Origin of the sequence: Paenibacillus sp. FSL L8-0502, from assembly GCF_038593055.1 — a bacterium.
Taxonomy (GTDB): domain Bacteria; phylum Bacillota; class Bacilli; order Paenibacillales; family Paenibacillaceae; genus Paenibacillus; species Paenibacillus polymyxa_D.
This window is the reverse complement of the sequence record NZ_CP151958.1, coordinates 2,393,239-2,406,518: the sequence shown is the minus strand read 5'-3', so window position 1 is coordinate 2,406,518 and position 13,280 is coordinate 2,393,239. Positions and strand designations below refer to the sequence as shown.

The 13,280-nt window shown below is 46.1% G+C and carries 10 protein-coding genes; 1 reads left to right on the top strand and 9 read right to left on the bottom strand.

Going from position 1 to position 13,280, the window contains the following annotated elements:
* Nucleotides 1-96: 96 nt before the first annotated feature.
* From NSQ57_RS10950 to NSQ57_RS10940, 3 genes are all read right to left on the bottom strand, one after another.
* On the bottom strand, nt 97-2,853 hold the full coding sequence (locus NSQ57_RS10950; RefSeq protein ID WP_342426012.1) for a PHB depolymerase family esterase: 2,757 nt from the start codon (nt 2,851-2,853) through the stop codon (nt 97-99).
* A gap of 195 nt (nt 2,854-3,048) precedes the next feature.
* Entirely contained in the window at nt 3,049-4,179 is a 1,131-nt protein-coding gene (locus NSQ57_RS10945) for a bifunctional cystathionine gamma-lyase/homocysteine desulfhydrase (RefSeq protein WP_029519142.1), read from the bottom strand.
* A gap of 1 nt (nt 4,180) precedes the next feature.
* Nucleotides 4,181-5,104, bottom strand: coding sequence for a cysteine synthase family protein (locus NSQ57_RS10940; RefSeq protein ID WP_029519141.1), 924 nt, complete (start codon nt 5,102-5,104; stop codon nt 4,181-4,183).
* Between the two features lie 256 nt (nt 5,105-5,360).
* On the opposite strand from NSQ57_RS10940, the gene NSQ57_RS10935 reads away from it, so the two are divergent.
* Nucleotides 5,361-5,723, top strand: a complete 363-nt coding sequence (locus NSQ57_RS10935) for a hypothetical protein (RefSeq protein ID WP_029519140.1) — start codon at nt 5,361-5,363, stop codon at nt 5,721-5,723.
* Between the two features lie 118 nt (nt 5,724-5,841).
* Here the strand turns inward: NSQ57_RS10935 and NSQ57_RS10930 are convergent, their stop codons facing one another.
* The 6 genes from NSQ57_RS10930 to NSQ57_RS10905 form a co-directional block, all read right to left on the bottom strand.
* On the bottom strand, nt 5,842-6,141 hold the full coding sequence (locus NSQ57_RS10930) for a DUF6509 family protein (protein WP_029519139.1): 300 nt from the start codon (nt 6,139-6,141) through the stop codon (nt 5,842-5,844).
* Nucleotides 6,135-8,102, bottom strand: a complete 1,968-nt coding sequence (locus NSQ57_RS10925; protein ID WP_029519138.1) for an ATP-dependent DNA helicase — start codon at nt 8,100-8,102, stop codon at nt 6,135-6,137. Before NSQ57_RS10925 ends, NSQ57_RS10930 begins: the two co-directional genes overlap by 7 nt.
* 358 nt (nt 8,103-8,460) lie before the next feature.
* On the bottom strand, nt 8,461-9,180 hold the full coding sequence (locus NSQ57_RS10920) for a hypothetical protein (RefSeq protein WP_029519137.1): 720 nt from the start codon (nt 9,178-9,180) through the stop codon (nt 8,461-8,463).
* Nucleotides 9,181-9,256: 76 nt separating this feature from the next.
* Nucleotides 9,257-9,751: an RDD family protein gene (locus NSQ57_RS10915; RefSeq protein ID WP_029519136.1), complete on the bottom strand. Its 495-nt coding sequence runs from the start codon at nt 9,749-9,751 to the stop codon at nt 9,257-9,259.
* Nucleotides 9,752-10,150: 399 nt separating this feature from the next.
* Nucleotides 10,151-11,287: a glycosyl hydrolase gene (locus NSQ57_RS10910; protein WP_342426011.1), complete on the bottom strand. Its 1,137-nt coding sequence runs from the start codon at nt 11,285-11,287 to the stop codon at nt 10,151-10,153.
* 56 nt (nt 11,288-11,343) lie between these two features.
* On the bottom strand, nt 11,344-13,254 hold the full coding sequence (locus NSQ57_RS10905) for a glycosyl hydrolase (RefSeq protein WP_342426010.1): 1,911 nt from the start codon (nt 13,252-13,254) through the stop codon (nt 11,344-11,346).
* Nucleotides 13,255-13,280: the final 26 nt, after the last annotated feature.

Below are 13,280 nucleotides of genomic sequence, written 5' to 3'. Positions count from 1 at the left end.
TGCAATGAACCAGCAAAAAACCGTCAGGATCGCCAATGTGCCTCCAGACGGTTTTTTAAATTATGGATTATTATAACATTGTTACTTTTTTATTGGCTATTGGCCTTGCAGTTTTTGCTGCGTATGTCTAATAGAAGTAAAGTTAAAAGCACGCACTCCCTGGCTATCATACACAATAATCTCTTTATTCAAATACGGGTGTAGACCATTAAAGTATCCGGGCATAATCAGTCTGCGCATAAATAGGTTTTTACCCAGCATACGGGGAGAATTGGTCGCTACGACAAGCATTTGCTGGGTTGCAGACCATGGGCTAGGTTGAATATATGACAGACAATACTCGCCTGCCGTAAAATCGCCGCCCAATGTATAACCTTCCTCCGTACATGTAATTTGCAGATCGGCTTGGTGCTTGTGAAGCAGCTCATGTCTGGACAAGCCCGAAGTGACACAAATCACGTTGCTATCAGCCAGTGCTTCCTCCGTAATATCAGTGGAAGACACCACCGGATAATGAACACCGATATACGGATTCCAAGTCGCTGTTCGTGGACTAGCCAAGGCGTTCGCCGTCCGTCTCACCGCCTGTTCTTCCTCCGGTGTAGCGTAGCTGGACGGAAGGACAATGTGAAGACGATCCATATAAACATCAAGCACACCCATACCATGGCTCAAAACGTTTCTTCCCACGCTTTTCGAATCCACAATTTTCTTTTTGGCATCCGATTCTTTTGTAAAGCATCCACTGCTTTCTTCCTCCCGTTCGGCAATCAAACGGTATTCAGGGGAGGGACGTTTATGTGACTGTGTCTTAACAAAGCGAAAGCGACTGTATTCCCGCAAATCCAACACGAAGATACGGGCTCCGATACGAACTTGAGCCAATTCCAAGGGCATGACCTCTTGAGAAAGATGAATGATAAATTCTTCGGCGTGAACTGCCTCGATATCCAACTCACCTGTGGCACTCATTTCACCGTACAACTCGGCATATTCCTCATTTACATCCATTCGCGTCAGTTCCAGCCAGTAAGCCCGGTTATGTCTGCCCCGTTCCGTCCGGTAGGCAATACGCTGAGGTACGACATCTCTTTTCCATTGCATAAGCCAGCCCAGTACACCGTCCAGAAGTCTCAGCTCATGCGTGTCCCAGTGATTAGAATGACGTTCTACGACACCTTTAAAATGATCAGATGGAAGCGCTGTTACAGGGGCTGTAAATGCTTGTGCAAATAAGTAATCCTGATCTCCACATACATTCAATATTGGCATATTCAACAGATTTATCAGATGCTTGGGATGTGGCGCTCCAGAGATAACCGCAATAGCCGCAAAACGAGAAGGATAAGCCTGTGCCATCGCCCAAGCAGCGTATGCACCGTTCGAATAACCCGTCAGATAGACCCGATCTTCGTCCACTCGATACGCTTGCAGTATGACATCCAGCCCCTCCAAAAAAGCAGCTTCTCCAATATAACTGCCCAACGTTACACCACGGCACGAAAAAGTAACGAATATAGCTTCCTCTTCCCAGCCTCGCCCAAAACCTCGATTCTGAAAATCCGGCAAACCCAGCTCATATCGCTTGCCTGGCATCAGAACGATCAGAGGATACTGTCGGTCAGCCGAATAGCTTCTGGGAAGCTGAATGGTATAGCGTTGCAAACTATTGTCCAAACGGGAGACAAAAAATCCTTCCCCAATTCCGTCATTACACAAAAAGATGTGTTCTTCTTGAAGTAAGGATGGGGAATGTGACTGCTCGGTATGTCCATTTGTGAAGATCTGTTTTAATAGCTTGATATATTCACGCACAATCCGGTAATCCCAGATTTCAAAAGGATCTTCTGGAGAATCCGTTAACCTTTTTAATTCCTCAAGCAAGCCCTCTATTTGTATTTTCTGCGCAAAGTGAAGAATATCTATAGCGCGGGCTTGAATGTACCGGTCATACTCTTCCTGCAAACCCTCCACGACGACTGACAAAGGCCGCACAAGTGCCGAATACACAAAATGATGCTCCACAGCCTCATGATCCCGATATGTAACGGTGAAGTGCAGCATTCCCGTATTCCTGGCCTTTTCCTCATCCCAGTCATAGCTTTGCTCCTGCTCCCAATGTGCTGGAAAGCGATCCAGCTTCATGCCCTCATCATCCGTTACCTCGACCCATAACGTTTGATCTAAGGGAAGATCTATCCGATCCTTACGCAGTAAATAAAATAAGATCGGGCTGTCTTCGCCCTCCCTGCCAGCACTTTCTTCAACCTCTAGCCATGCCATATGAAAACGTATATTACGCTCTACAAATTCTCGATGCAGTTCTGTCACATCTGATTCGTCGCATACCTGATTTCCACTGATACGAATAGAGCGGGCCTCCTCGGGAATAAACGCAGCAATGATAACTACCGTGTGATCGCCTTCCTCCAGATACAAGCGAAAAGGACCGGATTCCGCATATACAAGTGTGCCATCTATCCATATTTGTCCCGTTCCTTCAAAGGGTCTGAAAATCACTTCCTGTGCAGCCATACAACGAAGATTTGAAACCAGCAAAAGCCTTTCTTGTTCGGCCAAAGGCGGAAAAACACCTAGATTCAGTTCCGCAGTCCGAGGGTCCAGCTCGGTCAATAATCGGCACGCTGCCTTTCCTCCGGCTGAAAGCTCTACTCCTTCTTCACCACAAGCCTTTTCCAAATTCCAATCCTCATGGGCAAAATAACTTGACCATTCCCTGCCCACACCGCAATTTTCCGGAAGCTCGACTGGACCGACTGCATAAGCAGACGCCAGACGTACCGGATGATCCGACAGCACAGTAGTTGCTTTTTCCAGATGTGTGAACCTCATAACATTCCCCCTCCAGGTTTTTGTTTCCTCAGAGACGTAGTCGCGGTTATATTCCGTTTAACATTCAATTGAACTATATAAAACTATTCGTTATTACCTCTACGTACTCCTCTGTGCTTTTCAAAAAAGAAGCTATTCTCACAACAAAAAAAGAGGCAGCTTCTGCCACCTCTCTTGAACATTACACTTATTTTCTTACAATGCTGCCTGCAAGTCTTCAATCAAATCTTCCAGATCTTCAATCCCAACCGAAATCCTCACCAAACCTTCGGTAATGCCTAACTCTGCACGACGTTCTACCGGAATAGAGGCGTGCGTCATACGTGCAGGAACGCTAATCAAACTTTCAACCGCTCCCAAGCTTTCAGCCAGTGTAAAATATTTCACCTTTTTCAGAAGTGCAACCGCGTTAGCGTCGCTACCTACATCAAAGGAAATGATGCCGCCAAAGCCTTGAGCCTGGATTTTGGACAGTTCGTGCTGCGCATGGCTTTCCAGTCCAGGATAATACACTTTTCTAACCTTCGGATGTTTTTCCAAAAAGGCTGCAATTTCCTTCGCATTTTGCTCAATCGCTTCCATACGCAGACCCAATGTTTTAATACCGCGGATCAATAACCAAGAATCCTGCGGGCCGAGAATAGCACCAATGGCGTTTTGCAGAAAATGGAGTTGTTCTCCCAGCTCGTCGCTGTTCACAACAGCCAGACCAGCTACAACATCGCTGTGGCCGCCCAAATATTTGGTAGCAGAGTGAATGACAATATCAGCCCCGAGTGTAATTGGCGTCTGCCAATAAGGGGTAGCAAATGTGTTGTCGACGATCAGTAAAAGATCATGTTTTTTTACAAGCTCCGAAACAGCGCGGATATCAGTAACTTTCAAAAGCGGGTTCGTTGGCGTTTCGACATACAATGCCTTCGTATTCGGACGAATTGCTTTGGAGATAGCTTCCAGGTCAGTCGTATCCACAAATGTGGACTCAATTCCGATACGGCTGAGCACTTTGCTTACAATGCGATAGGTGCCTCCGTATACATCATCGGTCAGCAAAATATGATCCCCTGCATTAAACAGTGAAAATACCGCATGAATTGCAGCCATACCCGAACCGAAAGCAAAACCACGCTTTCCTTCCTCCAGATCCTTGATCAGCTCCTCCAAAGCAAACCGGGTCGGATTGCCTGTACGCGAATACTCGTATCCCTTATGGACGCCAATTTCCTCTTGCTCATAAGTGCTTACCTGATAAATAGGAACGTTAACCGCGCCTGTATGGGGATCGGTAGGAAGCCCGCCGTGAATCAGTTTTGTTTTGCGTTTCATTTTATATCCCGCCTTCATATATTTTTTTACTCAGATAACGTTCGCTGCTATCCGGGAAAATGGTAACAATATGTGCACCATCCGGTGCATTTTCTGCTTCCAGTAAAGCGGCATGTAAAGCAGACCCTGAAGAACTGCCAACGAGAAGACCCTCACGTGCAGCCAGTTCCTTGACACGGCCAAAAGCATCGACATCACTAATGGTGTGGATGGCATTAAAATATCCTTTATCCACAAATTCAGGAATTAATTCCATGCCAATTCCTTCCGTTTTATGTGGACCTGACTCGCCGCCATTCAAAATGGACCCTTCCGGCTCCACGATGACTGTTTTAAGGGCTGCATTTTGTTCCTTAAGATAACGTGAGGTTCCCATAAACGTTCCCCCCGAGCCTGCACCTGCCACAAATACGTCCACTTTGCCGTCCAGATCGTTCCATATTTCAGGTCCCATTGTCGTATAGTATGCCTCGGGATTATCCGGATTACTGAATTGCCGCGGCAAGTATGCATCTTTTATTTCAGCAGCCAATTCTTTTGTTTTTTCGATAGCTCCTTTCATCCCCTTACTCGTCGGGGTATGAACGATGCGTGCTCCCAATGCCTTCATCAGGTCCTGTTTCTCTTGGCTGAACTTCTCAGGCACAGCAAAAATAACCGAGATATTATAATGAAGTGCTGCCATCGCAAGACCAATACCTGCGTTGCCTGCTGTTGCTTCAATTAATGTCCCACCTGGCTTCAGCTGACCTGTTTTTAATGCTTTTTCAATAAGAGCCTTACCCACCCGATCCTTTACGCTGCCGCCGGGATTCATAAACTCCAGCTTCGCAAACAGGCGAATTCCTCTCGGTAGAGAATAGCTGTTCAGCTCCACTAATGGCGTACGTCCGATGAGTTCAAGGGTATTTTGATATACATTCATAATTTCAAGCTCCTTTTAATGGCGAATCCAAAATAAACCAATGGTCAAAAATTAACGCCTACTGTCGGAGAAGTTCGCTATCATCTCCAAGAAAACATAGTAATGCGGTAAGTATTGATGCAATAAGATTTTATGTGTATTTGAAGCTTTTGTCAAATGGACCAGTCACAATACCCACACCCCCTGCCTGCTTGCTCGATAGGATAGAGAAGATGTCACAAAATATTCCCCGTGCAACATAAGGAGGAGTTCATATATGGGAAAGCAATTTCTAAAGATAGCTGCCGTATATTTTGCCCTCAGTGTGCTGCTTAGTGCCATTATTGGCGTGTCGGGTGATTACAGTCTGTCCAACATTCAGTCTCATATCCATTTATTGGGTTGGACAACGCTTGGAATCATAGGTCTGATCTATGTGGCCTTTCCCGCACTTTCAGTTACTATTCTGGCACATACCCATTTTTGGATGCATAATATCGGTCTGCCCGTGTTGATATTGGCGCTTACAGGTCAAAATTACAAGGTTCCAGAGACTGAAGTTTGGATCGTCACAGGGTGGGTGTTACTCGCAGGGGGGACTATGCTGTTTATGGTGAATGTGTGGGACAGACTGCGCTAGAGCAGATAAGTTCTCTTCATTTGACCATAAAAAAAAGGAGCCTGATCATGTCAGGACTCCTTGATATCTTCATCATATGTTAGCTATATACCAGCTGTACTAGCTAAGTGTCTTACTGTTACTTCACTATTTCATCCTGTACATGTTCTTTACAGAAGTTCTCAACAGCTTGCAGCTCATCCTCTTCAAGTTCAAGATCAATGTAATGATTCGTTACTTTTTCAATTAATTCATACTTCAGCAGTCCTGTCTTTTCTTCGTCTACTAAATAAAGACAACGGATATACAGTCCGTTTTCAGTGTATAGCTCGTCGTCCTCCTCTACCTCTACATCAATGATAAATTCATAACGCTGTCCAGTCAAAATACCAAAAGCATCTTTAATCTGATCTACGGTGTACGCTGTAAAGTTCAACATGTTTTTATTCCCTCCGGGTTTCCTTCAATTACGGTGCATTCTACGCCTGCAGGCAGTAGTTGTTCAACTTGTATACGTACTTCTTGACGACTCAAATCCTGGCCCATGATGGATATCCAGCCCCGATCATTGCGCGAACGAATTAAACGCCCTATGCCTTGTCTGAGTCTAAGTGCCATGTGAGGCATATCTATCTGAATAAACGGATCTGCTGCATCCTTGCGCAGAGCCGTAAAAACCGGATCATTCGGAGGAAATGGCAGTGACCAGATAATAACGTGCGACAGAGAAGGTCCAGGAATATCCAATCCTTCCCATAATGTGACAGCGCACAACACACTTTCCTCATCATTCTGAAAAGCTGAGATCAGATGGCTGATTTCAGCCGAACCTTCGTACAGAAAACGATAGGCAGACGCCTCCGGGTAAGCAACGAGACCCGTCTGGAATGCAGCCAATTCCTCCTGTGAAGGAAACAGGATAAGCGCTCTTCCCTGCGATTTCTCCAGCAGTGCCAGCGCTCTCTGGATTGGATCATCCCCCGCTTGCAACGGGTACAGTGCAGCTTGCATCTGATCGCTGTAGTCATAAGGTGAAGCAACAGAGAACGTTAGCGGATTTTCAATACCGAGACTCTGCGCCATATAGTCAAAAGAGCTTTCTACGGAAAGCGTAGCTGAAGAGAATACGATCGGTATATGCTGCGCAAATACTCGCTCTTTGAGAATCTCTTTTACCATCTTCGGCATAACCACAAGCGTTAATCCATCCTGATCCTCCATCACCCACGAAATGAGAAGTTCAGGACGCTTAAACAAAGCCAACGCGGTTTGAATCATTTCCAAATGTTCTTCCACAATTTTGACTTGATACTCATCCAAAGAGAATAGTCCGCTTTCAAATACAAGCTCTTCCTCGATCATGCCGATCAGTTCTCCAAAGCGGTTTACCTCTCGAGTCAGTGACTCATTCAGGATGAACTCCTTGCGATTAGAACCCTGGACAGGCTGACTGTTCTTATCTAGTGCAGCGAACAAAGCCTCACTTTGGGAGATTGCATCTTCAATCGTCATTGCCAGAGATTCTCGCACTTCTCCCTCCAGCAGTCGGGTAATTATAGACTCAAACTGAGCGTGCTTAAGCTTGTAAGTAAGCGCATTTTGTGCCGCTGTCTCCAGTAAATGCCCTTCGTCAAAAACAACAGAGCTGTGCTCCGGCAGCAACGGCAACTGACCCTCGCGCTTTCTCGCTTCGTAGGTCCATACATGCTCCATATAAAAATCATGAGAGCAGATGACCAGATCTGCCGCTTTGCGATAATGATCACGAGACAACGTCTGACCACAACGATGCCGCTGATGGCAAACGAGACAGTCTTGAAATACATCCCATCCGAGTCTGCTCCATTGTCCATCTGTTAGCTCAGGATATTCCTTTCGGTTCCCGTAAGGAGTGAAGGACTGTAACGTATCTGGAAAATGAACAAAATCCGGTAGATCCTGATAGATATCACGGAAAACATCTGCGTCCTCATCCAGTCCGCTTCGCACCTCATCCAGCTTATTCAGGCAAATATACTGATCTGGCGACTTCCCCAATCTGGCATCAATCGTCAGACTCAAATGCTGTGCCAGCTTGGCGATATCCCCTTCCGGCTTTACCAATTGTTCAATTAACGATTCATCTGCACAGGCGATAATCGCCGGTTTTCTCATGTATCGGGCATATGCAATAGCGTACAGCAGGTATACCAGCGTTTTACCAGTACCCACACCTGCTTCTGCAAAAATGGTCTTTTTTTCCTTATAGGCACGTTCTAGCTGGAATGCCATATAAATTTGTTCATCCCGAACCTCAAAGCCGACTTCAGGCAAAACTTCATAAAATACATCCGCAATCCAGTCACTTGCCTGCTCAATAAACGGCTTGGACGGATCAAAGGCAAAAGGGTAAGTAGTCAATCGGGCTGTGCCTCCAATTCGTTCATAATGTGCATCCTTTCATTATAACGCAAAACAAGCTAAAAAGAACATGAAAACTGTAAGAGCAGCTTATATTTTTTTTATGTCGGTATAAGATTCCCTTTAAAATAAAGGGGTATACTTTCGTCTCGGTGAGATGCTACGTTATATTAATATTTCATAAAGAAAGCTACATAGACATCTACGATGGAAATTTTTTGAGAAATGTCTGTTTTTTCCGTAATAGTAAATGAAGAAAATTATCATGACAAAATAAAAGAAACCAGCTAATGTATTACAAGCATTAGCTGGTTTCTTGTTGATTGATGAATATGCATTAAGCAGAAGCTCGTTCTCCTTAACTCATGTTTAAGATTCGCCAATTAGATCCAATTTTCCCCACGCTTATTAATACATGGTTTTGTTCTTCTCCATCTATATAAAGCTTAACTTCAAGCACCCTTATTTCTTGTATATTCATAGTCTGCTCTATAACATTTTTGTTCTTTTCACTATGACTCGATATTATTTGAGGCTTAGAGTACGTGCTACTCACCTTCATTTCCTTGATTTTCTTTAGGTCCATAGCAGCATTCGCTTCTCCCATAACGATACGTTTGCCCACCATATCCGGATTTGAGTTTAGGAACAGTAACATATAAAATTTCTCCCAATACTGTTCATATTCGATAAAGCTTTTTAAAAAGTTATGGCTTTCAAAGGAAGGAATGGGAGCACCTGCTTGAAGCTCATAGGTATGGAGCAAATTGAAATGATTATCTACTGTATTCGCACGATACTTTTCCACAATAGGAAAACATTTTAACGCACTGTCGAAGTTATGATCATTTACAGCTTCAAAAAAGGCTTCTACCACCAATTCGGGCGTGGAAAATTGCGCCTCAGTGGGTTGTGGCAGATCTGCCTGCAAGTTCTCCAAATAAGTGCTTCCAGGCTGCTCTTTTCTAGCATCTTCAGAGCTGATCTCTCCAGAATGTCCTTTATTCGTACAACCCGCAACCACTACGAACAGCAGCAGGACTACAACTGAACAAAATATCCATTTTCGTTGTCGCATGAATTCATGTTCCCCCATTATTTTGAAAATCAAAGACTACTAAGCTTTCCTTAATAATCGGTGATCTCCTCCGTACTTACAGAAAAGACGATTGCTGATTGTATCGCTGCAACTCTTTTTTATGTACAACAAAGGTATTGGTACAAAGATCGTGGACTCCCTGTTTCTTCGCAGTAAAAGCGACCACAATATATATAAGACGTAAAATCACAAAAGAAACGGCTTTAATCCAATAACGTCCTGAGGCATGCAAGAATCCAAGACGCTTTCCTTCCTTGTCTACAACAATTAAAGAGAACACAAGCTTACCCGGTGTTGCTCTTACCTTCGATGATTCCCATAACACACAGTAAAGCCATGGTACTACGAGCCATAAGATCAGCGGCCAAACCATAAGCAGCACTTGTATGAAACCCGTCTCCTTTATACCCAGAAGATCTGGGATAATGTTAATTGCTCCCCCTACTAAAAGGACTATGCCAGTAAGGATGATCAAATCAATCAAAAACGCGGCTGTTCTTATCCAGAATCCTCCGTACATCCGTCTTTCAGTATCACTTGTTCCTGTCATGATATGTATAACTCCTTTTGAAACGATATTTAAAATCCAGTTTATTCCTTTACACAAGATGATATCATACGGTTACCTACCTATATTGTCAATTTACGAATAAATACTCTTAAACAAGTAAAAGGACCTATTTCCATGCATCAAAATGAAAATTTTATAGGAATTAAGAGCTTTATATACAATGATTTTTCTTTGATTGGGTACAAAATAAGCGCAGCTACAATCTCTTCCCCCTCTATAAGTAGTACTTTGGCATCGAATTAAATAAAGTCTTTTTTTGTGCATAAAAAAACAGCGTATATGTAAATGAGATTACATACACGCTGCCTCACTATTACTCTGTGGATTTGACAAGCAACAGCTCAGCTCGAATGAGCTTGTTCCCGACCATCTTACTCACTATATTTTTTTGCATTCAACACTAAACAAACCTTCTTCACCGCGCAGCTTTGCCAATGCCTCGACAAAGAAATAATCGCCATAGATAATGGGAACGTTGATGTATTTTTGCTCAGGATAATGTACGGTCCCGTTCATCAGCAATCCCTCATGCTCCTCACCCCACGCCGTACACGTATGATGCAAGCCCTTGAGAATAGATTCTGCAGCTTCTGTAAAATGCTCCGCACGTGTCGAATATTTTGCCAGCTCTAGCAAACCACTGGCTGCAATCGCCGCAGCCGATGAATCCCATGCCCCTCGGTGCTCTTCTTCTGCTCTAAAATCCCACACAGGCAGGCAAGCATCGCCCAGTTGGGACAGGAAAAAATCAGCCGTGTTCTCGGCCACCTTCAAATAACGCGAATCGCGCGTGTACCCATACGAAAGCGTAAAACCATACAATGCCCAAGCCGTGCCACGTGCCCAAGCAGAACCGGGAGCAAATCCCTGTCCACCATGCTCGGCGACCTTTTTTCCAATCTCCGGATCGAATTCGACCACATGTGCGATAGAACCGTCCGAGCGGACAAATTCACGTGCTATGGTATCTGCATGCTGCACAGCGAGAGCGGCAAAACGCGGATCTCTGCTTACCTCCGAAGCCCAATAAAGCAAGGGTAGATTCATCATACTATCTATAATCGCAACGCCCCGTGTATCCATGTCCTTCGAGGGGAAGTTCCATGCGCGAATAAAACGGCCATTCACGTTAAAACGGGCAGCCAGCAGATTGGCAGCCAACACCCCGCGTCTTCTGGACTCTGAATCTCCGGTCAGCCGATGGGCGGCTACACCGCTGAGCAGCCAAATAAAGCCAAGATCATGGTCTACAGCTTCGCTATTATAGAGTATTTTTTCCAAACGACCCTCGCACCGCTGTGCAATCCCGGCAGCCACACTGTCAGGACGCGCCCGATTGGTCAGCCACAGTAGCCCCGGATAAAAGCCTGCTGTCCACCACGCTTCTTCACGATTATCATAACGTCCACCCTCAGCAACATGTGGAAAAGCGTCCCCCAGTCTTGCCGCTAAGGCAAGGGTCTTATCCAAAGCCAGCTCCCACGATTGCTCCAGCCACGCTTCTGCTTTCGTCATTTCTTTTCCCTCTCCTTTTTCCACATGTTAAACCATATTCATGGCTCCAGCTCTAACTATTCAGGTAACCGAATGATAAAGGAAATGCGGTTGCCTTCATATTCCAGACGCGCTCCCTTAAGTAAACCATTCCGACAGGCTACTGAAGCTAATTCTTCCGGCCATACCACGTTCGTTCCTTCCGTCGTCGGGATAACTTCGAGGCTTGCGCCTGCGTATTCTACTCGAATGCTTTCCGTTTCTTTCCCGGCTGACATGACATGATGAATTACGCTGCGCTCCCGACCGTCATACGCCATTAAGGGAATAAGTGCCCCTACATTCTGAATATTGCCTTGAATCTCATACGCCACTTCAATTTTGCCAGGTACCTGACGATAATGCGTTCGGATTTCCCTCACTCCCGGGAAGGGACCTTCCCACAGGAGAGTAAAATCCGTTGCTCCGTTAGACGCTGAGCTTTGTTCCAGCTGTACGGTTCCTCCGCCATCCTGCGGGTCAATCCCTCCATCCCGATCGAACTCCAACGTACCGGGAATACCTTCCGACAAGCTGTGCCACTTTCCGTCCTCCGTTTGCCAGGCCGGGGTATAGCTCAGCGGGAAAATATCTCCCTCCGCGAAGCCTGTAAAGCCGCGGTCTGCATGACCTGCTGAGGACGGACCGATCAGCGACGGCAGCGCAGACTGCTGAATACGCACGATGCCCGGAACATTATACGGGTCGTTGACCGATGTTTGCACAAGCATTTGCTGCCCCTCTACGGCTGCAATGACAGTCTGGAACCAGCCATCCGTTGCCAACACCCGGCTGCCGATTTCCGCCGGGATGAAGGTTGGAGAAATGCGATCCATCTCCTCCCCATATAGAAGGGTGTGGGCCAGCACAGCCGCCGTCCACAGACTGTAGCAGGTATGATTTGAATACACCTCAAAGCCATGCCGTGCCTCGGACGAATAATGGTTGCGGACGATATGCAGCTTGCCGTCATCGGTCTGCCAACGGCTAATTGCTTGCCAGCATAGATCTGCTGCCCGTCGGAACGCACCTGCAAGCCCATGCTCTCCTGCCGTAATAGCCTGCTGAGCATGTGTTGTAAAGACAAAGGCAGCAGCCGCTTCGTTCCACTGATGCTGCGCGCTTCTTCCACGCGGCGGAATTTCCCCGTGCGGGGATAGCGCCAGTAATGTGCTGAGCGCCCCCCTGCGAAGGTGGTCACGCAGTTCGAGTGCGCAGCTGCCATCATATCCATTCTCCAGCATCACGCCCAGATGGAAGCGTGTAACGATATCGTAGGCAAATGGGCTATTGGGCCGATCCAGCGGTCCATCCTGATACAGGCCCAAACCGGTAAAACGAGGCAAATGGTAGCTTCGGATATACTTCTCCATCCATTCCGAATCGGCTGCAATTCCTTCCGCTGCACGCAAAAACTCGCCGGAAATCATAATTGCATTCCAGTTGATCATCCGGTTCGGGTTTTTCATTTTGCTCATCGTAAAAATGTAGGTCTGCTCCGGCTGAATTCTGCTCAGTTGTTGCTTCCATGCCGTGGCTTGTTCTGGCAGCAAATTTTTAAGGAGCCGATACGCTCCCATCATCATAATTGGAAAAAAGTCTGGGTGGTGATCGGGCGCTTTTTCCTCCACTACACAAGCTATGCTATGCGTCAAGGCCGCAGCAGCAGATTCCAGTAAATCATGCCGGCCTTCTTTGACCAATACCGCCGCAGCGAACGCATAGGACGGGGTGGAGTAGTACCGTTCACTTTCAGAATGGAGGTCAATGATAGCTCCAGATTCATCCTGATGCAGGGCATATGCGCGAACCAGCTTTTCCAGCACGGTCAGCTTATGTTGGTGAGTCCATCCGTCATTCACTTGGTTCGGTGCGCTTTCCACCTGTTCTATAAATCTCTCCAGTTCCGTCTGCCAAGGGTACGCGCTGCCTGTCTGCAGCTTATTCATCCTGTCTGCCTCCCATTCAAAATGAA